The sequence below is a fragment of the Streptomyces sp. NBC_01142 genome, assembly GCF_026341125.1.
Lineage (GTDB): Bacteria > Actinomycetota > Actinomycetes > Streptomycetales > Streptomycetaceae > Streptomyces.
Window position 1 is genome coordinate 613697 of the sequence record NZ_JAPEOR010000002.1, and the last position, 25903, is coordinate 639599.

Annotated in this window: 23 protein-coding genes and 1 pseudogene; 9 read left to right on the forward strand and 15 right to left on the reverse strand. The window is 70.8% G+C overall.

What is annotated here, in order from left to right; translation table 11 throughout:
• Positions 1-48 precede the first annotated feature (48 nt).
• Entirely contained in the window at positions 49-1674 is a 1626-nt protein-coding gene (locus OG883_RS20200) for a cation acetate symporter (RefSeq protein WP_266542844.1), read from the reverse strand.
• A complete protein-coding gene (locus OG883_RS20205; RefSeq protein WP_266542846.1) occupies positions 1671-2036 on the reverse strand; it encodes a DUF485 domain-containing protein in 366 nt (121 codons plus the stop codon). Before OG883_RS20205 ends, OG883_RS20200 begins: the two co-directional genes overlap by 4 nt.
• Before the next feature lie 262 nt (positions 2037-2298).
• On the opposite strand from OG883_RS20205, the gene OG883_RS20210 reads away from it, so the two are divergent.
• Together OG883_RS20210 and OG883_RS20215 are read left to right on the forward strand one after the other, a co-directional pair.
• Positions 2299-3831 (forward strand): S8 family serine peptidase, encoded by a 1533-nt coding sequence (locus OG883_RS20210; protein WP_266542847.1) that lies wholly within the window; start codon positions 2299-2301, stop codon positions 3829-3831.
• Between the two features lie 115 nt (positions 3832-3946).
• On the forward strand, positions 3947-5380 hold the full coding sequence (locus OG883_RS20215; RefSeq protein WP_266542849.1) for a CoA transferase: 1434 nt from the start codon (positions 3947-3949) through the stop codon (positions 5378-5380).
• 78 nt (positions 5381-5458) lie between these two features.
• Here OG883_RS20215 and OG883_RS20220 read toward each other — a convergent pair.
• From OG883_RS20220 to OG883_RS20245, 6 genes and pseudogenes are all read right to left on the reverse strand, one after another.
• Positions 5459-5617, reverse strand: a pseudogene (locus tag OG883_RS20220) (IMP dehydrogenase); the annotation flags it as partial.
• A 180-nt stretch (positions 5618-5797) separates the two neighbouring features.
• Positions 5798-6508 (reverse strand): VIT family protein, encoded by a 711-nt coding sequence (locus OG883_RS20225; RefSeq protein WP_266542851.1) that lies wholly within the window; start codon positions 6506-6508, stop codon positions 5798-5800.
• Positions 6509-6532: 24 nt separating this feature from the next.
• The gene (locus tag OG883_RS20230) at positions 6533-7780 is read right to left on the reverse strand and encodes an amidohydrolase family protein (RefSeq protein ID WP_266542853.1); all 1248 of its coding nucleotides are present in this window, start codon (positions 7778-7780) and stop codon (positions 6533-6535) included.
• Positions 7777-9066, reverse strand: a complete 1290-nt coding sequence (locus OG883_RS20235; RefSeq protein ID WP_266542855.1) for an amidohydrolase family protein — start codon at positions 9064-9066, stop codon at positions 7777-7779. The genes OG883_RS20230 and OG883_RS20235 overlap by 4 nt, the downstream gene beginning before the upstream one ends.
• 10 nt (positions 9067-9076) lie before the next feature.
• The gene (locus tag OG883_RS20240) at positions 9077-9961 is read right to left on the reverse strand and encodes an SDR family oxidoreductase (protein ID WP_266542857.1); all 885 of its coding nucleotides are present in this window, start codon (positions 9959-9961) and stop codon (positions 9077-9079) included.
• Positions 9958-10758 (reverse strand): acetoacetate decarboxylase family protein, encoded by an 801-nt coding sequence (locus OG883_RS20245; protein ID WP_266542859.1) that lies wholly within the window; start codon positions 10756-10758, stop codon positions 9958-9960. The genes OG883_RS20240 and OG883_RS20245 overlap by 4 nt, the downstream gene beginning before the upstream one ends.
• A gap of 92 nt (positions 10759-10850) precedes the next feature.
• Between OG883_RS20245 and OG883_RS20250 the strand changes: the two genes are divergently transcribed.
• The gene (locus tag OG883_RS20250; protein ID WP_266542861.1) at positions 10851-11480 is read left to right on the forward strand and encodes a TetR/AcrR family transcriptional regulator; all 630 of its coding nucleotides are present in this window, start codon (positions 10851-10853) and stop codon (positions 11478-11480) included.
• Between the two features lie 129 nt (positions 11481-11609).
• Here OG883_RS20250 and OG883_RS20255 read toward each other — a convergent pair whose 3' ends face one another.
• From OG883_RS20255 to OG883_RS20285, 7 genes are all read right to left on the reverse strand, one after another.
• Entirely contained in the window at positions 11610-12302 is a 693-nt protein-coding gene (locus OG883_RS20255) for a VWA domain-containing protein (protein WP_266542863.1), read from the reverse strand.
• 32 nt (positions 12303-12334) lie between these two features.
• Positions 12335-13720, reverse strand: a complete 1386-nt coding sequence (locus tag OG883_RS20260) for a hypothetical protein (protein WP_266542865.1) — start codon at positions 13718-13720, stop codon at positions 12335-12337.
• The gene (locus OG883_RS20265; protein ID WP_266542866.1) at positions 13717-15027 is read right to left on the reverse strand and encodes a protein phosphatase 2C domain-containing protein; all 1311 of its coding nucleotides are present in this window, start codon (positions 15025-15027) and stop codon (positions 13717-13719) included. The genes OG883_RS20260 and OG883_RS20265 overlap by 4 nt, the downstream gene beginning before the upstream one ends.
• A 140-nt stretch (positions 15028-15167) precedes the next feature.
• Positions 15168-16499 carry a hypothetical protein gene (locus OG883_RS20270; protein WP_266542868.1) on the reverse strand — a complete coding sequence of 444 codons (1332 nt, stop codon included), beginning with the start codon at positions 16497-16499 and terminating at the stop codon, positions 15168-15170.
• Complete coding sequence (locus OG883_RS20275; protein ID WP_266542869.1) at positions 16496-18703, reverse strand: hypothetical protein; 2208 nt, start codon at positions 18701-18703, stop codon at positions 16496-16498. The genes OG883_RS20270 and OG883_RS20275 overlap by 4 nt, the downstream gene beginning before the upstream one ends.
• Positions 18700-19506 carry a hypothetical protein gene (locus OG883_RS20280; protein WP_266542871.1) on the reverse strand — a complete coding sequence of 269 codons (807 nt, stop codon included), beginning with the start codon at positions 19504-19506 and terminating at the stop codon, positions 18700-18702. The genes OG883_RS20275 and OG883_RS20280 overlap by 4 nt, the downstream gene beginning before the upstream one ends.
• A 143-nt stretch (positions 19507-19649) precedes the next feature.
• Positions 19650-20342 (reverse strand): Crp/Fnr family transcriptional regulator, encoded by a 693-nt coding sequence (locus tag OG883_RS20285; RefSeq protein WP_266542873.1) that lies wholly within the window; start codon positions 20340-20342, stop codon positions 19650-19652.
• Positions 20343-20614: 272 nt separating this feature from the next.
• Here OG883_RS20285 and OG883_RS20290 point away from each other — a divergent pair, with 272 nt between their 5' ends.
• The 6 genes from OG883_RS20290 to OG883_RS20315 all read left to right on the forward strand — a co-directional run bounded on the left by OG883_RS20290 (position 20615) and on the right by OG883_RS20315 (position 25903).
• On the forward strand, positions 20615-21046 hold the full coding sequence (locus tag OG883_RS20290) for a Pycsar system effector family protein (RefSeq protein WP_266542875.1): 432 nt from the start codon (positions 20615-20617) through the stop codon (positions 21044-21046).
• A gap of 33 nt (positions 21047-21079) precedes the next feature.
• The gene (locus tag OG883_RS20295) at positions 21080-22138 is read left to right on the forward strand and encodes a DEDDh family exonuclease (protein WP_266542876.1); all 1059 of its coding nucleotides are present in this window, start codon (positions 21080-21082) and stop codon (positions 22136-22138) included.
• 64 nt (positions 22139-22202) lie between these two features.
• Positions 22203-22436 (forward strand): hypothetical protein, encoded by a 234-nt coding sequence (locus tag OG883_RS20300; RefSeq protein WP_266542878.1) that lies wholly within the window; start codon positions 22203-22205, stop codon positions 22434-22436.
• A gap of 57 nt (positions 22437-22493) precedes the next feature.
• Complete coding sequence (locus OG883_RS20305) at positions 22494-23282, forward strand: SURF1 family protein (RefSeq protein WP_266542880.1); 789 nt, start codon at positions 22494-22496, stop codon at positions 23280-23282.
• A gap of 73 nt (positions 23283-23355) precedes the next feature.
• Complete coding sequence (locus OG883_RS20310) at positions 23356-25143, forward strand: glycoside hydrolase family 15 protein (RefSeq protein WP_266542881.1); 1788 nt, start codon at positions 23356-23358, stop codon at positions 25141-25143.
• 4 nt (positions 25144-25147) lie between these two features.
• Positions 25148-25903, forward strand: coding sequence for an SDR family oxidoreductase (locus tag OG883_RS20315; protein WP_266542883.1), 756 nt, complete (start codon positions 25148-25150; stop codon positions 25901-25903).

Consider the following 25903-nt stretch of genomic DNA (forward strand, 5'->3'; position numbering starts at 1 on the left):
CGACGCGGCCGCGGCCTTCGGCTCGTACAACGGTCCTGCTCAGCGGGTTCAGTGGGCGCCGGTGCCGGTGAGGGACTTGACCTCGAGCTCCGCGTACTTGCCCTTGTCGGGCTCCTCCTTGCCCAGGACAGAGCCGAGCCAGCCGAGCAGGAAGCCCAGCGGGATCGAGACGAGGCCCGGGTTCTCCAGCGGGAACCAGTGGAAGTCGACGCCCTTGAACATCGACGTCTTCGGGTTGCCGGAGACGACCGGCGAGAACAGCACCAGCACCACGGAGGAGATCAGGCCGCCGTAGATGGACCACAGGGCGCCCTGTGTGGTGAACCTCTTCCAGAAGAGGCTGTAGAGGATCGTCGGCAGGTTGGCCGATGCGGCGACCGCGAAGGCGAGAGCGACCAGACCGGCGACGTTCAGGTCACGGGCGAGCGCGCCGAGCGCGATGGAGACGACACCGATGGCGACGGTCGCCCAGCGGGCGGCCCTCATCTCCTCCTTCTCGGTGGCGTTGCCCTTGCGGATGACGTTGGCGTAGATGTCGTGCGCGAACGAGGACGACGACGCCAGGGTGAGTCCGGCGACCACAGCGAGGATGGTGGCGAAGGCGACCGCGGAGATCACCGCGAGCAGGATCGCGCCGCCGGTGGAACCGATGCCGCCGCCGATGACCTCGGCGAGCTGCGGGGCCGCGGTATTGCCCGCGGGGTTCTGGGCGATGATCGCCTCGGGCTTGATCAGCGCGGCGGCGCCGAAGCCGAGCGCGATGGTCATCAGGTAGAAGGCTCCGATGATGCCGATCGCCCAGATCACCGACTTACGGGCGGCCTTGGCCGTGGGCACGGTGTAGAAGCGGATCAGGATGTGCGGCAGACCCGCGGTGCCCAGGACCAGCGCGATACCGAGCGAGAGGAAGTCCAGCTTCGAGGTGGCGGTGGCGCCGTACTTGAGGCCCGGCTCCAGGAAGGCCGCCCCCTTGCCGCTGTTCGATGCCGCCGTGCCGAGCAGGTCGGAGAGGTTGAAGTTGAACTTCAGCAGCACCAGGAAGGTGATGAGGAGCGTGCCCGCGATGAGCAGTACGGCCTTCACCATCTGCACCCAGGTGGTGCCCTTCATACCGCCGATGGTGACGTAGACGATCATCAGGACGCCGACCAGGCCGACGATCACGATCTTTCCGGCATCGCTGGTGATCCCGAGCAGCAGCGAGACGAGCACGCCCGCGCCTGCCATCTGCGCGAGCAGATAGAAGATCGAGACGACGATGGTCGAGGTACCGGCGGCGGTACGGACCGGGCGCTGGCGCATGCGGTACGCGAGGACGTCACCCATCGTGTAGCGGCCGGAGTTGCGCAGCGGTTCGGCGACCAGCAGCAGGGCGACCAGCCAGGCGACCAGGAAGCCGATGGAGTACAGGAAGCCGTCGTACCCGAAGAGAGCGATGGCGCCGGCGATGCCGAGGAAGGACGCGGCCGACATGTAGTCGCCGGAGACCGCGAGTCCGTTCTGGAAAGCGGTGAACTGGCGGCCGCCCGCGTAGAAGTCGGATGCGCTCTTGGTCTGGCGGCCGGCCCAGACCGTGATGGCCAGGGTCGCGGCGACGAAGACCCCGAACAGTGTGATGATCAGCGGCCGGTGTTCGCCGGCGCCCTCGACGGCGAGCTGGACGGTGGCGCTCATACGTCGGCCTCCATGCGGGACTTGATCGCTTCGCCCTTCGGGTCGAGCTTCGCGGCGGCGAAACGCGAGTAGAACCAGGCGATGAGGAAGGTGGTGGCGAACTGGGCGAGTCCGAAGACGAAGGCCACGTTGATGTTGCCGAAGAGCTTGGTGCCCATGAAGCCGCCGGCGTAGTTGGACAGCAGGACGTACAGCAGGTACCAGGCGATGAAGGCGACGGTCAGGGGGAAGGCGAAGGAGCGGTATGTGCGGCGCAGTTCGCCGAATTCCGCACTCTCCTGCACCTCGACGAACTCCTCCGTCGTGGGCTGAGCTGGACCGTTGTCCGTACCGCCGTTGGACGGCGGTGCATGGGTAGCCACGGAATCTCCTCGCGACGCTGGTGCTGTGGGGATGGGCAAGGGGGCCTCACGGGTAGGGAGCGGTTTGATGTTGCTCCACTCCCTGACAACGGCACGGAGAGCACGCCGAACCGGTTCAGCATCGGCCTTTTTCTTCCGGCCTTTCTTGCCGTTTATTCCCGAACTCATTGAATACGCCGGTTGATCAGCGATAGCTTCGCTGGTCATGTACCCGCCCATGCACAGGGGTCTGGGCGGATGTCACGGATGATGTGGAGAACCCATGGCTCATCTGGGATCCAGACGGCGGCGCGCACTTGCTCTGCCTGTCGGTCTGGCGCTCACGGCCTCGCTCGGCTTCCTTCCCGCGGGAGCCGCCTCGGCAGCTTCCCCGGACAGCGTCCCCGCCACGGTGGTGGCCGACGGTCCGAAGCTGTCGTACGTCGTGAACATCAAGGGCGGTCACGGAACCGCCAAGTCGGTCAAGAAGGCGATTGCCAAGGCCGGCGGCTCGGTGGTGATTGCCTACGACCAGATAGGCGTCATCGTCGTCCACTCGCAGAACCCGGACTTCGCCAAGACGATCCGTACGGTCAGGGGCGTCGAGTCGGCCGGTGCCACGCGTACGGCCCCGTTGGCCGCCGCGGGCGACACGGCCATCGAGTCGGAGCGTCCGCTCACCGCCGCGGAGGCCAAGACCGCCTCGGCGCAGGCGGACTCCGACCAGGACCCGCTCGAGCCCCTTCAGTGGGACCTGCCCGCCATCAAGGCGGACAAGGCCCACGAGAGGTCGCTGGGCAGCAAGAAGGTCACGGTCGCCGTGATCGACACGGGTGTCGACGACACCCACCCGGACCTCGCGCCGAACTTCGACCGCAAGGCCTCGGTCAGCTGTGTGGGCGGCGCGCCCAACACCACGGACGGCGCCTGGCGTCCGGGGCCGGGCGAGAGCGACCACGGCACGCATGTCGCGGGCACGATTGCCGCGGCGAAGAACGGTGTCGGCGTCACCGGCGTCGCACCGGGCGTGAAGGTCTCCGGCATCAAGGTGTCGCAGCCCGACGGCTTCTTCTACACCGAGGCGGTCGTCTGCGGCTTCATCTGGGCCGCCGAGCACGGCGTCGATGTGACCAACAACAGCTACTACACCGACCCGTGGCTGTTCAACTGCAAGAACGACGCCGACCAGAAGGCCCTGATCGACGCACACGCCCGGGCCATCCGGTACGCGGAGCGCAAGGGCGCGGTGAACGTCGCCGCGGCCGGCAACTCCCGGATGGACCTGGCGGCCGACGAGCTCACCGACACCACGAGCCCGAACGACACCACCCCGGCCGAGCGGGTCATCAACCCCCGTGAGTGCCTGGACATCCCGACCCAGATCCCTGGTGTGGTCACCGTCTCCGCGCTGGGAGCCAAGGGTCTGAAGTCCTCGTACTCCAACTACGGCCACGGCGTGGTCGACATCTCCGCCCCGGGCGGTGACTCGACCGCCTTCCAGAAGCCGGACGCTCCGGCCACGGACGGCCGGATCCTTTCCACGCTGCCGGGCGGCGGATACGGCTACAAGGCCGGTACGTCCATGGCCTCCCCGCATGTCGCGGGTGTGGCCGCGCTGATCAAGTCGACCCACCCGTACGCCTCGGCGTCGGCGGTGAAGGCACTGCTGTCCAAGCAGGCCGACGACACCGCCTGCACCAACCCGTACGACATCAACGGCGACGGTGTCGTCGACGCGGTGTGCGAGGGCGGCAAGGGCAACAACGGCTTCTACGGAACGGGTGTCGCCGACGCCCTGGACGCGGTTCGCCGGTAACAACGCTTCTCGGGGGCCGGGCGCGGATTTCCGCGTCCGGCCCCTTCTCCATGGCTTCTGCGGCGAGGACGGCTCTCTCTGGCACGAGGGTGGCACTGAGTGCCATAGTGCATGCATGGCTCACTCATCCTTGAGCGGTACGGCCCAGGCCTGGGCGGCGCTCGGCGGCGATCCCGCCCTCCTCGGCCGTGTCCGGTACGAGGGCACGGGCGGACTGCCCGCCGCACTGCCCGTCATGGAGCTGGCGCGCTCCACCGTGGCGGTCTGCGCGCTGGCCGCGGCCGAGCTGGCCGCCCGCCGCACCGGCGGCCCGGTCCCGTCCGTCCGCGTCGACGACGGGGCGGTGACCGCGGCGTTCCTCAGCGACCGGCTGGTACGGGTCGACGGCGAGGCACCGACGACCTTCGCTCCGCTGTCCCGCTTCTGGCGGGCGGCCGACGGATGGGTCCGTACGCACGCCAACTATCCGCACCACCGGGCCCGGTTGCGGTCCTCACTCGGGCTCCCGGACGATGCCGGCGTGGAGGACGTCGCGGCCGTGATCGGCGCGTGCCGGGCCGCGGAGGTCGAGGAGAGGGTGTACGCGGCGGGCGGTCTCGCCGTCGCCGCCCGCGGGCCCAAGGAGTGGGCGGCCCACGAGCAGGGCGCCCTGGCCGCTGCGCACCCGCTGCTGACCATGGAACGGCTCGGGCAGGAGCACCCGCCGCGCGTGCTCCCCCGGCCGGCCGGCGAACCGCTGCTGCCCTGTGCGGGCCTGCGGGTCCTCGACCTCACCCGGGTGCTCGCCGGGCCCGTCGCCACCCGCACCCTCGCGCTGCTCGGCGCGGATGTGCTGCGGATCGACGCGCCACAGCTGCCGGAGAGCCAGGAGGCGCACAACGACACGGGGATGGGGAAGCGTTCGACGCGGCTCGATCTGGGCAGCGGAGCCGGCCGGGCAGCTTTCGAGGAGCTGCTGGCCGAGGCCGATGTGGTGGTGACCGCCTACCGGCCGGGCGCCCTGGACCGGTTCGGACTCACCCCGGAGGCGCTCGCCGCGCGACGCCCCGGCCTGGTCGTGGCGCGGCTCTCCGCATGGGGCCGGTACGGTCCCTGGCACCAGCGGCGCGGCTTCGACAGCCTGGTGCAGGTGGCCACCGGCATTGCCGCGGTCGAGGGCGGCGCTGAGCAGCCCGGCGCGTTGCCGGCCCAGGCTCTCGATCACGGCACCGGGTATCTGCTGGCCGCCGGCGTCCTGCGCGCCCTCACCGGCCAGCACGACGAGGGCGGGGCCAGGCTGGTGCAGCTCGCGCTCAGTCAGACCGCGGCCTGGCTGGTGAACGGCCTCGGTACGGCCGACCCGGCGCGGGAGGCGGGGGCTCGGGAGGCGGTGGCTCGGGAGGCGGCGCAGGAGGCGGGGGCGTACGACCCCGAGCCGTGGCTCATCGAGACGGACAGCCCGATGGGGCGGCTGCGGCACGCCCTGCCGGCCGTCTCCTTCGACGGCGGCCCGGCCAACTGGGCCCGCCCGTCCGGCATATGGGGGACGGACACGCCCGTGTGGGCCTGAGTACGGTCGCGTACGCTGCGGCGCACTCCGGCGCGGGCACGGTCCGGGATACCGGGATCATGCGGGCGTGACCTGCGTTCACGGCGTGATGAGGACCTTGAGCGCGGTGCGCTCGTCCATCGCCCTGTAGCCGCCGGGGACGCCGTCGAGGCCGACCGACAGGTCGAAGGCCGGCGACGGGTCGATCGTGCCGTCCAGGATGTCGGGCAGCAGCTCGGGGATGTACGACGGCGGTGCGCATCCACGGCTCGGTGCCGACGGCCTCGATCACGGCCCAGGGGCAGCGGCGGGGCGAGAGTGTGCCCGGTGCCGATGGCCGAGTGCGAGGGAGGCGAGGTCGCAGCAGGCCTCGAGAACGAAGGCAACGAGGAGCACCCGGGCGAGCCGCCCGCGCGGTGACGTCCGCCGGGAGCGGCGTCACACGCCCGCCGCACCCAGCAGCGACCCCGCCCCGTAGGTCACCGCCATCGCCAGCGCGCCCCCGCCCACATTGCGCACCATCGCGCGGCCGACCGGGGCCGAGCCCAGCCGTGCGCTCCACCAGCCCGTCAGGGCCAGGGCCGTGAGCACCGACAGGATGGTGACGTACAGGCGCACCGACGGCGGCGGCAGCACGATCGCCAGCAGCGGGAGCAGCGCTCCCACCGTAAAGGCCAGGAAGCTCGCGCCCGCCGCGTGCCACGGGTTGGCCAGTGCGTCCGGGTCGATGCCGAGCTCCACGCGCGCGTGGGCACGCAGAGCGTCGCGTTCGGTGAGCTGGACGGCGGCCTCGCGGGCCACGTCGTCGGACAGGCCGCGGGCCGCCAGCAGCCCGGTCAGCTCCTCCAGTTCCTCCTCCGGCTGTTCGCGCAGTTCACGTCGTTCCATGGCCAGCGCGGCCTTCTCCGAATCGCGCTGTGTGAAGACGGAGATGTACTCGCCCGCCGCCATCGATATCGATCCGGCCAGCAGACCCGCGAGGCCGGCGGTGAGCAGGGCCGCGCGTGCGCCGGTCGCGCCGGCGACGCCGACGACGAGGCCCGCGGTGGAGACGATGCCGTCGTTGGCACCCAGGACCGCGGCGCGGAGCCAGTTGAGGCGCGTGCCGAGGTCCCCGCCATGGGGCTCGTCATGGGTCGCTTCAGTCACCCGGGGAGGGTCTCACCGCCGGCTTCACCACACGCGGACCGACCCACCCGGGGCGAACGCGGGGCTCTTCGCGTCCGCGGGGATCTCCTTCAAGGGCTCGGCGATCTCCTCGGCCGTCGGGCCGACCCTGGCCGCGATCGGGGCGAGGAGACCGAGGTCGAAGCCGTAGACGCGCGCGGCGTTGCCGCCGGCCATCGCCGCGATCTCTGCCCGTGGCAGACCCGCGTAGGCGATGCGGAGGCCTTCGCGGGAGTACGGTGCCGTGCCCTCGTCGTGCGGATAGTCGCTGCCCCACATGATCTTGTCGAGACCGATCCGGTCGCGCAGCGGCACCTCGTGCGGGCGCATGAAGCTCGCCCCGACGAAACAGTTGTCGCGCCAGACCTCGCTCGGTCCCTTGCCCATCGAAGCGGCAAGGCCCGCGCCGAACTTGGACTCGGCGGTGGCGGCCCGGCCCGCCGCGGCGACGAGGCGGCCGTGGTAGTAGTCCAGCATGTCGAGCACGCCGGGGATCCAGCCGGAGCCCTGCTCGGTGAGGACCAGGGTCAGGCCGGGGTGGCGGCGGAAGGCCCCGCCGAAGATCAGGTGCCACAGGGCCCGGTGCGAGAACCAGGTGGTCTCCACCATGAAGACGGCGCGGGCCGCCGGCTCTTCACCCAGTGGCGGGGACGCCGAGCCTCCGTGGTGGCTGACCGGTACGCCGAGTTCGTCGCAGACCGCCCAGATGGGGTCGTACGCCTGCGAGTACAGCTCGGGGAGGCCGGAGCCGGGTGGCGTACCGGGCAGCAGGATGCCGCCCGTCAGGCCCGCCGACCTGACCCGGCGGATCTCCCGCACCGCCTCCTCGACGTCATTGAGCAGGATCTGCGCGACCCCCGCCCGGCGCCCTGGTGCCGCGGCGCAGAAGTCCGCGAGCCAGCGGTTGTGGGCGCGCAGACCGGCCCAGCGCTGGTCGTACTCCTCCCGCGACGGCGCCGGGGCCATCAGCGAGGCGCTGGGGAAGAACGGCGGGATGGTGTTGGGGAAAACCACCTCGGCGACGATGCCGTCCGCCTCCAGCTCGGCGATACGGCGTTCGGAGTTCCAGTTGCGGTCGGCGGTGTCGGCGAGCAGATCCTCGTACGGGTTGGTGTACATGGCCGCCCAGGCATCGAACTCGTCGTGGTACTTCTTCTCCAGGTACGGCTTGTAGTCGAGAAGATCGGCCCCGGCGTGGCAGTCGGCGGAGATGACGGTGTAGCGGTCGGTGCAGCGGCCGGCTCCGTTCGTCATGACGACGCTCCCAGAACCGGGAAGTCGTGGTCGGTCAGCCAGTGCCTGCCCACTTCACGCGATCTCGCCCAGGACGCCTCGACGGCCGGCTGGTCGTCGGACTGGTCCAGTTCGGCCGGGGTGGGGCCGATGCGCCGGGCGATCGGGGCGAGTTTTGCGGTGTCGAAGCCGAAGACCTCCGCGGCGGCCAGGCCCAGCATGCGGCGCGTCTCGGCGACCGGGATGTCGTGGAAGGTGTTCCTCAGCCACTCCCGCGTATGGGGCCATGTCCCTTCCGGATGAGGGAAGTCGGAGCCCCAGAGGATGTTGTCGACGCCGATCTCGTACCGCTGGGCGAGCTCGCGCCGTTTGGTGTTGGTGGCGCAGATGAAGATCTGGCGGTCGAGGTACTCGCTCGGCGGCCGCTTCAGCTCGGCGAAGGGCGACAGCTTCTTTCCGCCGTGCGCGCCGAGGTAGAGCCGGTCCATGAACCACAGGAGGTTCGGCAGCCACCAGCAGCCGGACTCGGCGACGCCGAACTTCAGGCCGGGGTGGCGCTCGAAGACACCGGACCAGAGCAGGAACCACAGCGGGCGGGCCGGCCACCAGGTGACCTCGGAGACATAGATGCCCAGGTGGTCGCCGTACTCATGGCGCGGAGCCGCGCCGGAGTGGGTGACCACGGGCATACCGGTCTCGGCCGCGGCCGCCCAGACCGGGTCGTAACGCCGGTCGTGGTAGGGCTCCTTGTCCACCCACATCGAGGGGATCATCAGCGCGCCGAGGCCGGACTCCTTGGCCCGGTGGATCTCGGCGACGACCCGGCCGACCTCGCCGGTGACCGGGAGCAGGGCGACCCCGCAGTGGCGTTCGGGATGCTCGCCGACGAACTGGGCGAGCCATCGGTTGTGCGCCTGCGCGCCCGCCATGCCGAGCTCGGGGTCCTGGTCGCCGGAGAGCCCGAGGCCCACACCGAAGGGCGCGGCGGTCCGGCTGTCGACGGCGTCCGCGTCGGGGAAGACGACTTCGGCCGCCACCCCGTCGCCGTCGAGCTCCTTCAGCCGCTGAGCGGTGTCCCAACCGCCCTTCAGACCTTCCTCGTTGTCGCTGAACCACTTCGTCGCGAAGGCCTCGTTGCGTACGCCGAGCCGGGTCATCTCCTCGCGGCGGTGATCGCGCCCGGCGAGGAATTCGTCGAAGGCCCGGTGGAAGCGGGAGTCCAGATAGGGCCGGTAGCGCTCGGTCGGCAGTCCGGCATGGCAGTCGGAGGAGATGATCAGGTACGGGTCTGACCTCACGTCTGACATCACGCATCCCTCAGTCGAGAATGAAGCTTTCCAGGTACGACGGGTTGGCGCGGTCGAGCATCGACTGCGACCTGGCACGGATCTGCCGGTCGCTGTGCTCGCTCTGCGGCAGCATCCAGAAACGGTCCGCGCGGATCCCGTCGAGGACGTGGGCGGCGACCTCCTCGACCGGGGTGAACTCCACCTCGTGCCCGGCGTCCCTCATCGCCGCCTCCCATTTCTCGAGGCTGCGGTACGGGGTCCTGCGCGGCCTCTCCTTGGCGTACCGCTCGGGCCTGTTGCGGTGCGACTCCCACAGACCGGTACGGAGCATGTGCGGGCCCGGAAAGAGCACGGACGCGCCCACGCGCGCGTGGGACGCCTTGAGATGCGCGTACAGCGACTCGGTCATCGTCACGACGGCCGCCTTGGTGACGGCGTACACGGAGGCGGTGGGCAGCGGCGCGATCCCGCCGTCGCCGGAAGAGGTGTTGACGACATGGCCCGGCTCGCCACCGGCGATCATGCGCGGTACGAAGGCCTGGATGCCGTGGAAGACGCCCCAGACGTTGACCTCAAAGGCCCACTTCCAGTCGTTGGGCTCGTGCTCCCACATCCGGCCCTCGGCACCGGAGCCGACCCCGGCGTTGTTGCACAGCACATGGACAGCGCCGAAGGTCTCGTACGCGGCGTCGGCCAGCGCGAGCACACAGGCGCGGTCGCCGACGTCGACGGTACGGGCGAGCACCTGGGCGCCCTCCTCGCGCAGTTCGGTGGCCGCCTTGTCCAGCGCGCCCTCCTCCACGTCCGCGAGGACGACGTTCAGTCCTTCGGCGGCGAACCGCCGGGCCATCGCCAGGCCGATGCCGCTCGCCGCGCCCGTGACGACGGCGGTCTGCCCTGCCGCCGGTCTCACCGGGCGCTCCCCGCGGGCGGCCCGTCGAGGATCTGCTGCGGGTCGTCGTAGCGCTGGTGGATGTACGGCAGCAGCGCCTGCGCGCTCACCCGCTCCGCGACCCTGCCCTTCTGGTCGGTGGTCTTCTCGCCGATGGTGATCTCGACGACGCGGCGTACGGGGAGATCGGCGACGGGGTCGAACATCGACTCGCGCAGCACCACATCGCCGGTGATCTTCTCCAGCTTGCGGATCCTCTCGTTGCGGGTGCAGTGGATCAGGACGGGGTCGGCGTCGAAGCCGTGGCCGTCGACGGCGGGCAGGAACTTGAAGTAGAAGTCGAGTTTCTCGGCCGGTTCGGGCAGTGGCAGGGGCCCGTCCACCGCGCCGCGCACCTCGACGAAGGCGATGCCGTGCCGGGCGAGCACCGCCCGTACGACCAGGCCGTCGCGCTCGACAATGACCTCGCCGAGCTTCTTGGGCTCCCCGAACACCTCACGTCCGCCGATCAGCGCGCGCTCATGGGTCATCGGCATGACCAGGGGGTACCAGCCCTCACGCCCGTCGTGCAGCGCGGCGACCGCGACCGAGCCGGCTCCGAGCGGATAGCCGGGGAGGTCGACCTTGCTGATATTGGCCCGTACAAGCGGCCGCTCGGTGGGCTTGAGCGGTGGCGGAAGGACGGCCGCCACCGCGTCCGGGTCGCTCTCCCACACGGCCGCCACGCCCGTGGACCAGATGTCGGGGAGCCGGGAACTGGATGCGCGGGCCTCGGTGATCTCCGCCTCGGTGCGCGCGCCGTACCGTACGCGTGTCATGCCGTACCGCCCTTCGTCGGTGACCTGTAACACAGTTACACCGGAGGCGATGAAGCGTAAAGAGTCGTGCAGGCAAGAGAATTGAGGGCCCCATGCCACGTACCGCCCTGACCCGCGAGGAGGTCCTGGACGCGGCCACCGCTCTCGTCAAGCAGCACGGCCCGCAGGCGCTGACGATGCGCAAGCTCGCCGCCGAGCTCGGCACCGCGGTCACCTCGATCTACTGGCATGTGGGCAACCGCGAGTCGCTGCTGGACGCGCTGGTGGAGCGCACGGTCCAGGAGATGGGCGCGATCCGGCCCGTGGGCCGTACGCCTGCCGAGCGCGTCGTGAGTGTCGCCCGCCGGCTCCGCCGCGAGCTGCGCGACCGCCCCCATCTGATCGCGATGGTTCATGAACGGGGGCTCACGGAAAGGATGTTCCTGCCCGCGCAGCAGGCGCTCGTCCATGAGGTGCACGCGGCGGGGCTGCGCGGGGCGCGCGCCGCCGAAGCCGTACGCGCCGTGCAGGTCCAGGTGGTGGGCTTCGTACTCGTCGAGCGCAACCGCGAGCGCTCGCCCGTCCAGTCGCCGGGCGAGAGCGAGCTGTGGGACGCCACGACGGCGGAACACGACCCGGCCCTGGCCCGCGCGCTGGCCCGCGCGCTGGCGCGGCCCGCCGATCCGGAGAAGCTGTTCGCCGCCTCCGTACGGGCGTTGGTGGCATCGCTGCTCGCGCCCTGAGAGGGACCGGGACCGGAACCGGCGCCGGGACTATGTGCACGGGCACCGGGAACTGCACAGGGACGGTGGGGGCAGACGGCTGCCGCAGCAGCGAGCCCGTCTGCCCCCAACCGGGCGGGAGGATGCCGCTCAGTCCACGAAGTCGAGCGGCACGCTCCGGTAGCCCTTGACCTCTTCCGGCACCTGGAGCTTCTGCACCCTCGCCGATGCCACCAGGGAGTTCAGCAGACTGCTCATCGCCTCGGAGAGCGCGTCGCCGGTGCTCTGGGCGTCGTCCTCGGCGAGATAGGCCGCCACGGTGGCAACCGTGCGCAGGACCGCTTCGCTGGCGGCCCCGAAGCCGTACGTGATGATGTTCGGCCGGGGCTTGAAGGCCGGGTCCACGAGTCTGTCGAGGTCCTGCTGCCAGGCGCCCGACGGCTTGTCGGTGGGGGCACCGTCGGTGAGCAGGAAGACCACCGGGCGCAGCACCTGCGTACCGGCCTGGGACAACTCCCGTACATCGTCGGCGATACGGTCCCGCAGGACCTGCAGCATCGGGCCGAGATTGGTCAGCCCCTCGCAGGTGACGGTCGGCAGGCTCTCCAGTGCCTCGATGTCGGTCATCGCCGTCACGACGTGCGGCCGGGTGTTGAACGAGAGCACCGACAGATGGATGAACTCCGAGAGCTGCGGGCTTGTGTAGAGGGTGTCGTAGATCTTCAGCAGCGTCGCGTTGAGCAGCTGCTCGTACGGCTTCATGGAGCCGGAGGTGTCCAGGACCACATAGGCCGGCAGCCCCTTCGACCTGAATCCCGCAGCTGTTTCCTGGGTCTCGCTCATGCTTCCTCCCATGATCGGTGGTTCATGCCCGGTCACACCCAGCCGAGGGCGAAATGGGCAATGCAGTAGACGATGACGAACAGCACGACGAGGGCAGCGGCCCAGCCGCCGTGATGGGGGCGGGACGGGGGCGGCGCCGGGCGGGTACGCCGTACCGCTGACGGCACCGCTGACGGCACCGCTGACGGCATTGGGGCGGGCTTCGGGGTGGGCTTCGGGGCGGGTTTCGCCCGGGGCGTCGATGGCGGTGGCGTTGTCTGCTGCGCCGCGGGCACCGGCTGTGCCGCGGGCGCCGGGACCACCGCGGGCGCGGGAGCCGGCCGGGTGACCGGCTGCGCCGTCGTGCCCCCGCCGCCCCGCTTCGGCCCCCTGCCGCGCAGATCGATGCTCCCCGTGACGTTTCCGGCCGTGGACGACGCTCCGCCCTTCTCCGCGCGGGCGGGCGGGGCGGGTCTGGACGACGACGGAGGGCGCACCGGGACCGTGCCGGTGACATTGGCCGCCCCGGTCGCGGCCGGGGCGGCGGCGGCAGGAGCGGCCGCCCCGTCCACTGTCTGCTGCAGCGCGGCCATCAGCTGCTCCGGGCTCGGCCGGTCGGTCTCCTTCGTAGCGGTCAGCGCGCGCTCGAGCGCATCGGTGAAGGGGTTGGCCCCCATCAGACTCACCAGGTCGCCATGGGCCTTGAGAGGATCCTTACGGGCGCCCGTCAGACAACGGACCGTCAGCATCGCGATCTTGTACCGGTCGCTGTACACGCTCAGCCGCTTGGCCCGGTCCCGGAAGAGCGGGTCCTCCCACTCCGGTGACTCCACCCAGTCCCGCGTGCCCATCCCGCAGGTGTCCATGTCGATGACGAACGCACCGCCGGAGGCCTGGTCCCAGAAGGCGTTGCGGTACGACCAGTCCGCGTAGACCAGGTCGTGGCGGGCGAACAGCGCACCCACGGAAAGCAGTTCGATCATGGCGCGGATACGCACCTCGGGGCTCGCGGGCGTGATGTTGCACTTGGTGCACCGGTCGTCCGAACTGACGAGCCAGTCGAGCACGAGGGGCTTGGCGTCCTCCAGCTTCCCGGAGAGCGTCCTGATCCGCGCGTAGAACCGGTCCGGCGCCTGGGCCATCACCACACCGACCACATCGGAGCCGTCGACGATCCGGGCCGTCGGCCAGGAGATGCAGCGGTCGACGAGCGCCTGGTCGGGCAGGGACATCCTGGTCGGCAGATAGACCAGGTTCCGGAGATTCTCCGCCTGCGCTCCGGTCAGCGGGTGTTTGTAGAGCTTGGCCAGCCAGCCGGGGCGGCCGGCTACTTCATGGACGAGCCGTGACTCACCGTTCTCCTCGGCAATCACGCGGCCCTGTCCGAGGCTGTGGAGATCCACCACAGGGTGGAACGGACTGTCCGACCAGGTCTTCATCCGCCCTGCTCCTCGTCCGCGCACCAGACGACCACGGCCGTACGGTCGTCGTGCATCTGGGTCTGCTCGTAGCCCACGTCCATCAGAAAGGCGCCGATCCCCGGCGGGTGCGCCCATCGTTCGGCGAACCATCGCCGGGCGTCGGGGCCGGTGGCGAAGGCGTCGGCCAGACCGTCGGTGGTCACCGCCAGCACACTGCCCCGGGGCAACTCGATCCTCCCGAAAGCCACGTTGTCCGGGTCGTGGGGCAGGAAGTGGGCGACGGAGGAGTCGTAGCCGGGCTTCTCGTCACCGATCAGCCGGTCCCACTCCCCCGCGCAGAGCCGCCATGCGCTGACGTCGGCGATGGAGCCGAGCCAGACCTCGCGGACACCGGTCACATGAGGCACGGCGGGCACCACCGCGGCCACGGCCACCGCCCGTACGTCATCCGCCGTCCATCCCCGCTGCTCGGCAACGGCGTACATCTGGCGGGCGGCGGCGAGAAACACCTCCCGGTGGTTGAGTGCGTGGATCGCCGTACCGGAATCCAGCGCGGCGCGCAGCGTGTTCACCAGCGCCGAGACGGCTACCTGCGCCCCGACGTCGGAGTGCCTGCTGTCGGACATGCCGTCCGCGACCGCGATCACCAGATGGCGGCCCGCCCGGTCCCGCCCCACCCGGTAGGCGTCCTGTCGCGCCACGCCCCGCCCCCGATGGCCGGGGCCGACGACCGAGGCGGCGCGGACCACGAGACCGCCGAGCACGGCCTGGTCGGCCACGAGGCCGTGCGGCGCGGGGGTCTCAGGAAGCAGCCAGGGGGCGCGAAATGCCCTCGACCGCTTCCCCAGTACGGGGAATCCGTCCGCCGCCGCCTTCCCCGTCGGCGGCATGTGGTCCCGCATCAAGGGTTCCGTCGCGTGCGGCGGCGCGGCTTGGGGCACGGACGGTGCCGGGGGACGGGCCGGGTGCTCGGGCACGGACGGTGTCAGGGACTGCATCGCGTGCTGGGGCACGGGCCGTGCCAGGGGCCGGGTCGGGTGCGGGGGCACGGGCTGTGCCACCGGCTGGATCGGGTACCGGGTCGGGTGTGGGGTCGCGTGCTGAGGCGCGGGTTCTGTCGTGTACCGGATCAGGGGCTGCCGGTCCGTTGCCGACAACTCGGCGACCTCTGCCGTGGGCTCCTGGGCGTCCGGCACGTCCGACGCCGGTGCCGCCGGCTCCGGTCGGCCGCTGTACCGTGCGGGGGCCAATTGCCGCCAGAACACGGCGGTCAGGGCCCCGGCAGCGGCGACGGCGGCGCCGAAGCCCTTCGCTCCGAACAACACGGTGCCTCCCCATAGCGATCCGGCAGCGATGACTGCGAGTGTCAGCACCAGGCGTGTGCGCCGTGAGAGCCCGCCGCCGGCCCGCCCGGGGTCTTCCGGCTCGTGCGCGGGCCTTGCCCTGTGCTGCCCCTGGCGCGCGCTCATCCGGAGGATCCGTCCGGACCGCTGTCCCGGCGCCGGCCCACTCTCGTCGCCCCTGTCACATTGGCCGAGCCCTGCTGTGTCCCGGGGTCCGGCTGCGGCTGCGCCTGCGCCTGCGCCTGCGCCTGCGCCTGCGGTGGACTCTGTGGCTGCGGCGGTGTCTGCTGCGGGACCGGAGCCGGGGCCGGGGCGGGGGCCGGTGCCTGCTCGTGATCCTCCTGACGGCCCTGCCGATGGTCGTGCTGGTGGTCGTGCCGGCCGGCCTCCCGGCGCCGGGGACGGGGCGGTGCCGCGCCCTCGGCCGGGTTCACCACGATTCCGGCCACTACCGAGGGCGGCTGCTGCGACGGCTGTCCCGGCGCGTGCTGGGGCGACACCTGCTGCGGCGACTGCGGTACGCGCCCGTCTGCGGCTCCGGACTGCAGCTGCGCCGGGGCCTGCACGGCCGGACCTGCCAGCTCTCCCCCACCGCCCCCGAACAGCGGCGCCGGCCGGTGCATGTCCTGCCACATGATCTGGGCCTCGGCGGGCTGGATCAGCCCCGCGCTGATCAGGTCCTTGAGCATGGTGGCCTTCTGGTCCACCGCGATGTCGTGCCGGTTGCCCAGCTCCAGCATGATCTCGTGGAGTTTGGACGGGTCCTGGCCGATCAGATGCAGGAACAGACCGCCCTCGCCGCGAGCCGCGGCCAGCAGCGCCTCCTCGCGCTTCACCTGCAGCTGGGCGTTGAGGTCCTGTGTGGTCGCCGTGACGATGTGCTGTGCCCGGACCTGCGCCGTGTCGAACTCCGCCTGCTTCAGGGCACGCAGATGGTCGTCCGCCTGGGCGTCGAGATAGACGCGTACGACCAGGGAGTCGACGGTGACCCCCAGGCTCAGCTGGTGCGGACGGCCACAGATCGACGTGCGGACGAAGTGGGCGAAATCCGCAAGGCGCTCGATGCCGTGCTGGACGGCGTGCGGCCACAGCAGATCGCGCATCGCGACGCACACTTCCGCGTGCCCCTTGGCCACCGATTCGATGCCACGTCTGACGACCTGGACCGGGTCGGTGACCCTCCACCGCGCCTCGAAGGAGGCTTGGAACGCGAACCCACCGGTACCGCTGGGCAGCGGCTCCGACCAGCTGACCGTGTGGTCGCTGAGGTTCACCTCGTACCGCAGGCGGAACTTGAGCGCCCCGAACGCCGATGGCCTGCGCGGCACTTCGACGAGGTCGCCGCTGTCGGTGCTGAAGAGCAGAGCCTGGCCGGGACGGACGGGCCCGCCACGGTCCCCCATGGTCACGGAGACCGGACCGGTGAAGAGTTGATTCGCTTCGGCGTCGCTCACGGCGATTCGCTCCTTCCAACGAGATGACCATCGAGATGGGCGAGGACCGTGCGCCCGGTGAGCGGCGCCCCACGGCCCTCGGAACCGCGGATCCAGGCCGCGGCGAGATGACGGATGATCAGTTGTGTGCGGCGGTCGGCGGCCGCGTTCTTCAGCAGCGCGGCGAGGACCGAGCGGCCGTGCGGATACGCCTCGACGAGACACGCCCACTCGGTCAGCACCTCGTGCGCGACCTCGTACACATCGGGCGAGTTGGCCGTCTGCCGCCACAGCGCCGCGACGTCGTTACGCAGCCCCTGATCGCGCTCGGTCACGGCGAGCAGCGTCGGCCACAGCCCTGTCCCGTCGGTGGCCTGCCCCCCTGCCGGGCCGGCCTCCGGCGGCCGGGATTCCACCAGGTCACCCGCCGCGTACAGGAAGGCCAGCTCGCCGACGAGGCGGCGCTGTGTCCCGTGGAAGCCCGAGACGGTCCACTGGTCGATCAGGTCCAGCGCGTCGCGTCGGTACCGTCCGTCGTCCAGCGCCATGTACTCCGTGAGGCTTCGGCACAGGGCTTCGACGACGGCGATCTCCTCCACCGCGGCCAGCTGGTGCAGCCACGCCCAGGCACGCTCGTCGCCATCGCGTTCGAAGACGACGCGCCACGCCCGCGCGGCCGTCGCCTGGAGCTCGGGACCCGCGCTCTCCGCGCTCCAGGCGATGACGAGGTTGTACGCCGCCGGCGCATGCCCCGACTCGGTCGCCACGACGCCCAGCGCGATCGCCGCGGCGTCACGCAGTTCGGCGTTCTTGTCGGCCGCCCAGGGCAGCAGGATCCTGGCGCGTACGGTTTCGAAGGCGTGCTTCGCGAGCACCCCGGCCGCAACGGCCGCCCGTACCCCGACCGTTGGCAGCACACCGGCCGCCGAGTCACGGAGCCACACGGGAAGAACCTCACGGATCTCGTCGTACTCGCTCCACACATGTTCGAGCACCTTCACCGCGACGCCCGGGTCCTGGAAGCGGACCACCTTGCCGCGGGCACCGCCGTGCCGGGTGGACACCTCGGAGTCGACGAGGGCGCCGTGGATGGCGTCGAGCCGGGAGGACCTGGTCCCGGTGAGCCGGGTCCCACGCGGCCGTACGGGGTTGTCCGGGCTCTCCTCGACCTGCAGCCGCTCCTCCAGGTTCCGGGCGAGCGTGGCCACGATCTCGTACGCCTCGCCCCCGAAGGCGGATACCCCGATGGCCAGGCACTGCTGGGCCAGATCGTCGAGGTTCTGCAGCCAGTGGGAGATCGCCTGCCCGTCGCGCAGCTCCTGCCGCTCACGGACCCTGGCCACCACCTGGCCGTCGGCGACGGCGGCCGCCGCGTCCGCGAGGGCCCGGCCGAGGTCCGCCGCGGCGGTGGTGGTGGCGCCGTCCAGCTCCTTGCCGATCAGCTCCTGGACATCGGGCCTGGCGAGAATCCGCCGGCCGCGCGCCGCCGCGGCAATGCCCAGCCGCCACCCCAGGTGGGCGGTGACGATCTCGGTGCCGGTGGGGCGTTCCGCCGTTTCGACGACGCCCCGCTGTACGCCGCGGTCGGTGAACTGGAGAGCCGCCGCGGCGGTGAGCACCAGCCTGCAGTCCTTGCCGCGCAACGCGGCGTCGAGGCGGCGCAGTTCGAAGGAGGTCAGCGCGTCCGCCGCCCGCTGGGTGAGATCCGCGAGCACATAGCCGGCTCCACGCTGCATGTCGGCAGCGTCGAAGCGGCTCAGATCGCTCGCGGGGTCGAGCAGGAAGAGGCTGCGGTGACCGGCGTGGTGCAGTGTGGCGCGGGCCGCGGCGTCCTTGCCCGCCCCGGCCGGTCCACGGAGCACGGTGACCGCGCGGGCGGTCACTTCCCCGACCAGCGCGCCGAATCCGGTCGGCTCCACGAACGTCTCGCGTACCTCGTCCAGTTCCTCGGCGGAGAGGCGGTAGCTGCGGACCGACGCGGCGCCACCTGCCATGTTGAAGACATAGCTGTCGCCGCCGAAGACCTGCCCGGCCTGCACGCGCAGTCCGCTGACGGCGTCCCGCTCGACGTCGAGGCGTTCGCCGGACGCACCGCGCGTTCCTCTGAGCGCCGACAGCCCTTCGCGCAGTCCGTGGCGCGGGTCGCCGGCCCGGTCCTGGCCGGGTTGCCCCTCTCCCGGAGGGGAGGGTTCCGGTCGCGGCCCGGCAGGCACGTCCTCGTTCATGAGTCACCGCCCTCGCCGAACCGGAACGTCTGCGGCCCGTAGACCACTTGGTCGCCACCGAAGACCTGCCCGACGCGGTCGAAGTGCGCGCCGGCGAACGGGCCGGACGCGTCTTCGCCCGCCCTGTCGGTGCCGGCCGGGCGCTCCGGTGCGCCCGCGGAGGCAGCGGACGCCGCGTCGCCGGGATCAGGGACACCGGGATCGGGGACACCGGGCGGGGCGTCGTATCCCGGGACCCGGATCCAGGCGTGGGCGCCCTGGATCTCCTTGGCGTCGAAGGGGGCCCGACGGAAGGTTTCGCAGGCCACCGAGGGGTCGTCGTGGCGCACCACCTGCCGGTACCAGTCCGCCGACACCGCGAGGGCAAGTCCGGCGCGCTGTGCCGCGGTGAGCGCCGCGCGCAGGGGCGCGATGTCCGCCAGCCGGCACGCGGTGTTGAGTTCCTCCCCGACCCAGCCGCGCTCGTCCCGGGCCACGTCACCGTGGTGCAGGGCCACGCGCAGCCGCATCGCGCCCTCTTCGCTGCTGGTCCTGGCGTGTTCACGGAGCCGCTGGTGCAGGAGCTCCACATACCGTCCGGTGAGGTCCGTCTTGTCGACGGTGCCGGGGAGGAGCCAGAAGAAGCCGTCTCCCCGGTCCGAGGGCTGGGGTCCGCTGTGGTGGTCGATTCCGGATTCCTCGAACGCCGACTCCACCAGGGCGTAGAGGCGTTCGCGCAGCCACAGCTGCACCGGATTGGCGCGCCTGCCGAACTTCTCTATGTCGACGACGAGTATCGAGTAGTGCTGTGCCTTCGGTCTCATTCGCTTCCGTCCTTCCGCGTGGTACGACATCGCGGACCACCACCCCCGTGCCTGGTGGTCCGCGACGTCTGGCGTCATGGATAGCTCCGGCGCACTCGGCTCACAGCGTCAGATGACGCACTCGCCGGTTCCGGGCCGGTGCTTCATTCCTCCTCGGCCCAGCGCCGTACCCCGGCCAGATCGAGTACGAGAATGCGGCCCCGGCTGGTGCTGACCAGCCCTGCCGTATGCATGGCGCGCAGGCAACGCACCACTGATTCGCGGGAGATGCCCGCCGCCCCCGCGAGTTCCTGCTGATTCATCCGCACCTCCAGGGCGCCCGGGGGCCGCACCGGCGCGATGCCGTGGCGTACCGCCGTGTCCAGCAGGACCCGGGCCAGCACCGACCGGGAGGAGCGGGCGCCCTGATCCGCCCGCAGGGTGTCCGACTGGCGCAGGCGTGTCACCACACTGCGCAGGACGGCCAGGGTGAGCGACGCGTGGTTGCCCAGCAGACGCAGAAACGCGTCGGCGCCCACCACCACGCCTTCGACGTGCTCCATCGCGGTCACCGTCGCCGAGCGCACCGTCCCGTCCAGACAGGAGAGTTCGCCCACCAGCTCGCCGGGGCCCCGAAGGGCCAGCACGCTCGTGTATCCGTTGTCCGACTCGGCCGTCACCTTCGCCAGGCCGCTGAGCACCAGAACGACATGGTCGGGGCGTCCGCCCTCCCGCATGAGGGATTCACCGCGTTCCCAGGCGCGCACCCGCCCGGCGGACCGGAAGAGAAGTAACTCGTCCGGAGTAAATGGTTCGTACGACGGATGACACTGCTGCCCGGAACGATCAGCTGGCACGACGGCCTCCCCACGAGTGATCGCACGCGTCAAACAGTCTATGAATAAGTGGTGTTGGAGTGTGCCGAATGACGCAGACGGTTCATCGGATTTCAGGATAGGAAGTGAGTCGAACACCCGTCGCCCCCAATGTCACCCTCGATCAGGAGGCACGCATGCCCGATTCCGCGAACAATTCAGCGTCGACGCACGGCCATCACGGCCATCACGGCCATCACGGCGCGGAAACCGCCTGGCGCATTCATGCGGCCCTTTTGGACTGGACCGGAAAAGTGGACACGAAAGCTGCCTTCGCACTGACCATCGAATCGGCGGCACTGGCCCTGACCACGACTCTTTCCTTCGGACCCAGTGCAGTCCTCGGTCACCTCAGAACCGGGGCACTGACCCTTCTGGCAACGGGTACCTCACTGATCGGGCTGGCCATACTTCTCGCCATGCTCGTGGTCGCCCCGAGAATGAAGGGAAGTCAGGCAAGGCGACTTTCCCCGTCCGACTTCATCTACTTCGGCCACGTCCGCCACTGGGACCCCGAGCGACTCGTCGAAACTCTGCGCGAAGCCGATCCCCTGCCCGCCCTCAGCCGACAGCTCGTCGTCATCTCCAAGGTCGCCTGGCGCAAGCACCGCTGCATGCAGCTCTCGCTCCTCGCGGCCGCGGCGGGCACGGTGTTCATCGCCCTGGCCGCCCTGCTGGCCCCTTAGGAACGGCGTTGTCAGTCCGGGCCCGTATTCTCTGTGACCATGCTCGACGACCGTACGACCGCAGCAACAGCGTGGCCGGCCGCGTACCCACAGGGGTACGCGGTCGTCGACGTGGAGACCACCGGACTCGCCCGCGACGACCGGATAGTGTCCGCTGCGGTGTACCGCCTCGACGCCCTGGGCAATGTCGAGGACCACTGGTACACCCTGGTCAACCCGCAACGGGATCCCGGACCGGTGTGGATCCACGGTCTGACGAGCGATGTGCTGGAGAGCGCACCGCTCTTCGGCGAGATCGCCGGTGAGTTCTCCGAGCGGCTCGACGGCCGGGTGCTCGTCGCGCACAACGCCATCTTCGACTGGTCGATGATCGCCCGGGAGTACGCACGCGCGGAGCGGACCGCGCCGACCCGTCAGCGGCTGTGCACCATCGCTCTGTCCAAGGAGCTCCGGCTGCCGCTGCCCAACCACAAGCTGGCGTCGCTCGCCGCGCACTTCGGCGTCGTACAGCAGCGGGCGCACCACGCCCTGGACGACGCGCGGGTGCTGGCGGAGGCGTTCCGGCCGAGTCTGCACACCGCGGCGCGCGACGGGGTGCGGCTGCCGCTGCTCGAGTGCCGCCCCCTGACCGAGTGGTCGGACTCGCCCTCGACCCCGCGGATCGGCTACCAGGCCTCGTACGGACAGAACAGCTGGCGGCCCTCGCGCAAGCGCCCGGCCTGTCCCTACCCCAATCCCGGCCGGTACGAGGTGGGCGAGCGGCTCAGGCAGGGGATGCGGGTGGCGTTCTCGGGCGACACCTCCGTCGACCGCGAGCTGCTGGAGGACCGGGCGATCGAGGCGGGGCTGCATGTCGCGACCAGCGTCTCCCGGCTGACCAGCCTGCTGGTGACCAACGATCCGGACGCCTCGACCTCGAAGACCGTCAAGGCGACGTCGTACGGCACACCGGTCATCGACGAGGCGGCCTTCACCCAGCTGCTGCGCGACGTGGCCCCGGCATCCGGTTCCGCGGCCGGTCCCGCACCGACACCGACACCGGCACCGACGCCGCCGTCGCCGATCCCCGCACCGACACCCGCATCGGAGTGAACCCGGCGCGACTCGCCCGCCACCCGCTCGCCGCGCGGCCGCCTCGCGTCCCACCCTGTGGCGCATGGCACGTTGCGAGGTTTGCGGAAACGACTACGGCATGTCCTTCGAGGTGCACGCGCAGGGCGCGGTGCACGTCTTCGACTGCTTCTCCTGCGCCATTCACCGCATGGCGCCCATCTGTGAGCACTGCCGGGTCCAGATCATCGGCCAGGGTGTCGAGGTCGAGGGCCACTGGTTCTGCGGCGGGCACTGTGCCCGCGCCGACGGGAGGGCCGGCATCGTCGACAAAGTCTGATCCGAGCCCCCCGACCCCCGTCACCACACCCCGTGGCCCCGGTTGTACGGTCATGGGGTGTACCGCTTCCTGTTGTCCCGGCAGTGGGTGATCCTCACCCTCATCGCCCTCGTCCTCATCCCCGCGATGATCGAACTGGGCTTCTGGCAGCTCCACCGGCACCAGCACCGGGTCACACAGAACACGCTGATCTCCAAGAACCTCACGGCGACACCGGTCCCGGTGAGTGAGCTCACCTCCCCCGGGCACACCGTCCCCCGCGCCGACTACTGGCGCCAGGTCACCGCCACCGGCACCTTCGACACCGCGCACGAAGTCGTCGTACGCCGCCGTACCTCGGCCGACGACCGGGTCGGTTTCCATGTGCTGACCCCGCTGGTCCTGGCGGACGGGCGAGCGGTCCTGGTCAACCGCGGCTGGATCACTGCCGCCGCCGACCAGAAGGCCTTCCCCGCCGTGCCGGCCGCGCCCAAGGGCACCGTGACCGTCACCGGCCGGCTCAAGGCCGACGAGACGACGGGCGCCAGCGGCATCAAGGATCTGGCCGGTCTGCCACCCCGCCAGATCATGCTGATCAGCAGCGAGCAGCAGGCGAAGTCGCTGGGCCGGTCCGTCCTCGGCGGCTATCTGGAGCAGTCCGCTCCCGAGCCTGCGGGCGGCAATCCGGAACTGATCCCCGACCCCGACCACGAGTCCATCGGCGCGCACATGGCCTACGCCGTCCAGTGGTGGCTGTTCGCCGCGGCGGTACCCGTCGGCTGGGTGATCCTCGTACGCCGCGAGAAGAGCGACCGCGAGACAGCGGCGACGCGGAGCGCACCGGAGCCGGCGACCGCAAACGCGTAGTCGGCCCGCGTAGCGCAGGCCCCCCTGGCCCGCTGCTGCTTAGCAGCAGCCCCTGGCGGGAACACGCCAATGCGTGACGCAACGTATCGACGACTACGCACTCAGTGGCGATCTGCAGACCGCCGGACTCGTCGGCATGGACGGCTCCGTGGACTGGCTGTGCCTCCCCCGCTTCGACTCCGCGGCCTGCTTCGCCGCGCTGCTCGGCGACGAGAACAACGGCCACTGGCGGATCGCTCCGAAGGGCGCGGGCCCATGCACCCGCCGCAGCTATGTCGGTGAATCGCTGGTGCTCGAGTCGGTGTGGGAGACCCGGACCGGCACCGTCAAGATCATCGACTTCATGCCGCAGCGCGACACGGCTCCCGATGTCGTACGGATCGTGGAGGGCGTCAGCGGCACGGTCGAGATGAGCGCCACCCTGCGGCTCCGCTTCGACTACGGCTCCGTCGTGCCGTGGGTGCGGCGCTCGGACGGCCACCGGGTGGCGGTGGCGGGCCCCGACTCCGTATGGCTGCGCAGCGAGCCGGAGGTCAAGACCTGGGGTCAACAGCTGAGCACCCGCTCGTCGTTCACCGTCGCCGAGGGCGAGAAGGTGGCGTTCGTCCTCACCTGGCATCCCTCGCACGAACCACGGCCGGAGCTGATCGACCCGCACGAGGCGCTGGAGCACAGCCTGGAGGACTGGGCCGAGTGGTCATCGCGCTGCCGGAGCAAGGGCCCGTACCGCGACGCCGTCGTCCGCTCGCTCATCACCCTCAAGGCGCTCACCTACGGCCCGACCGGCGGGATCGTCGCCGCGCCCACCACCTCCCTGCCGGAAGAGATACGCGGCGTACGCAATTGGGACTACCGCTACTGCTGGCTGCGCGACTCCACTCTCACGCTGGGCGCGCTGCTGACAGCCGGCTATCTCGACGAGGCGGCGGCCTGGCGCGACTGGCTGCTGCGCGCGGTGGCCGGCGACCCGGCCGATCTGCAGATCATGTACGGCCTGGCGGGCGAGCGCCGGCTGCCCGAGATGGAGCTCCCGTGGCTGGCCGGTCACGCGGGCTCCGCGCCGGTGCGCATCGGCAACGAAGCCGTGAGCCAGTTGCAGCTCGATGTGTACGGAGAGGTCATCGACTCGATGTTCCTGGCCCGGGAGGCGGGCCTGTCCACGGAGAAACACGCCTGGAATCTGCAGCTCACCCTGCTCGGCTTCCTGGAGTCCAAGTGGCGCGAGCCGGACGAGGGGCTGTGGGAAGTGCGGGGCCCGCGCCGCCACTTCGTGCACTCCAAGGTGATGGCGTGGGTCGCGGCCGACCGTGCCGTACGCACCCTGGAGGACAATCCTGAGCTGCGCGGGGACGCGCGGCGGTGGCGGACGATGCGGGACGAAGTACACCGGGAGGTGTGCGAGAAGGGCTACGACCCGGAGCGGAACACCTTCACGCAGTCGTACGGCTCCGTCGAACTCGACGCCTCGGCGCTGCTGATTCCGCGGGTCGGATTCCTGCCGCCCGACGACCCGCGGGTGATCGGGACGGTGGAGGCGGTACAGGAGGAGCTGGGCGCCGACGGCGGCCTGGTGCGCCGCTACAGCACGGCCGGCCGGGCGGTCGACGGGCTGCCGGGAGATGAAGGAGCCTTTCTGGCCTGTTCGTTCTGGCTGGTGGACGCGCTGCGGATGACGGGCCGGGTGAAGGAGGCCCGTCATCTCTTCGAGCGGCTCCTCGCCCTGCGCAACGACGTCGGGCTGCTCGCCGAGGAGTACGGCCCGGCGGCCGGGCGCCAGCTCGGCAACTTCCCGCAGGCCTTCAGCCATATCGCGCTGGTGAACACAGCCCTCGCACTGAGCCCGGACGAGACGGCAGGATAGGGCCATGGATCTTGGACTGAAGGACCGCGTCTATGTCGTCACGGGTGCCTCGCGGGGACTGGGCAACGCGTCCGCCCGCGCACTCCTCGCCGACGGCGCGAAGGTTGTCATCAGCGGCCGCGACGAGAAGACGGTCACGGACGCCGCCGCCGAACTGGGCCCGAACGCCGTGGGTATCGCCGCCGACAACGCCGACCCGGCGGTGGCGGAGCGCCTGGTCGCGGCCGCGCGGGCGCACTTCGGCCGCTTCGACGGCGTACTGATCAGCGTGGGCGGTCCGCCGCCGGGATTCATCGCGGACAATACGGACGAACAGTGGGTGGCGGCGTTCGAGTCGGTCTTCCTGGGTGCGGTACGGCTCGCCCGTACGGCTGCGGCCGCACTGGGCGAGGGCGGGGTCATCGGCTTCGTGCTGTCCGGCTCCGTCCATGAGCCGATCCCGGGCCTGACGATCTCCAACGCCCTGCGCCCGGGACTGGCCGGCTTCGCCAAGTCCCTCGCGGACGAACTCGGCCCGCGCGGGATCCGGGTCGTCGGCCTGCTCCCGGCCCGGATCGACACGGACCGGGTCCGCGAACTCGACGCCCTGTCGGGCGACGCGGAGGCGGCACGCACGGCGAACGAGTCCCGCATCCCGCTGCGGCGCTACGGCGCGGCGGAGGAGTTCGGCAGAACGGCGGCGTTCCTGCTGTCCCCGGCGGCGTCGTACCTGACGGGCGTGATGTTTCCGGTGGACGGCGGCGCGCGGCACGGCTTCTGA

Coding starts and splice junctions, on each gene's coding strand:
- OG883_RS20200 (WP_266542844.1), bottom strand. CDS start 1,674: ATGAGCGCCACCGTCCAGCTCGCCGTCGAGGGCGCCGGCGAACACCGG.
- OG883_RS20210 (WP_266542847.1), top strand. CDS start 2,299: ATGGCTCATCTGGGATCCAGACGGCGGCGCGCACTTGCTCTGCCTGTC.
- OG883_RS20215 (WP_266542849.1), top strand. CDS start 3,947: ATGGCTCACTCATCCTTGAGCGGTACGGCCCAGGCCTGGGCGGCGCTC.
- OG883_RS20230 (WP_266542853.1), bottom strand. CDS start 7,780: ATGACGAACGGAGCCGGCCGCTGCACCGACCGCTACACCGTCATCTCC.
- OG883_RS20235 (WP_266542855.1), bottom strand. CDS start 9,066: ATGTCAGACGTGAGGTCAGACCCGTACCTGATCATCTCCTCCGACTGC.
- OG883_RS20245 (WP_266542859.1), bottom strand. CDS start 10,758: ATGACACGCGTACGGTACGGCGCGCGCACCGAGGCGGAGATCACCGAG.
- OG883_RS20250 (WP_266542861.1), top strand. CDS start 10,851: ATGCCACGTACCGCCCTGACCCGCGAGGAGGTCCTGGACGCGGCCACC.
- OG883_RS20255 (WP_266542863.1), bottom strand. CDS start 12,302: ATGAGCGAGACCCAGGAAACAGCTGCGGGATTCAGGTCGAAGGGGCTG.
- OG883_RS20260 (WP_266542865.1), bottom strand. CDS start 13,720: ATGAAGACCTGGTCGGACAGTCCGTTCCACCCTGTGGTGGATCTCCAC.
- OG883_RS20275 (WP_266542869.1), bottom strand. CDS start 18,703: ATGAACGAGGACGTGCCTGCCGGGCCGCGACCGGAACCCTCCCCTCCG.
- OG883_RS20280 (WP_266542871.1), bottom strand. CDS start 19,506: ATGAGACCGAAGGCACAGCACTACTCGATACTCGTCGTCGACATAGAG.
- OG883_RS20300 (WP_266542878.1), top strand. CDS start 22,203: ATGGCACGTTGCGAGGTTTGCGGAAACGACTACGGCATGTCCTTCGAG.
- OG883_RS20315 (WP_266542883.1), top strand. CDS start 25,148: ATGGATCTTGGACTGAAGGACCGCGTCTATGTCGTCACGGGTGCCTCG.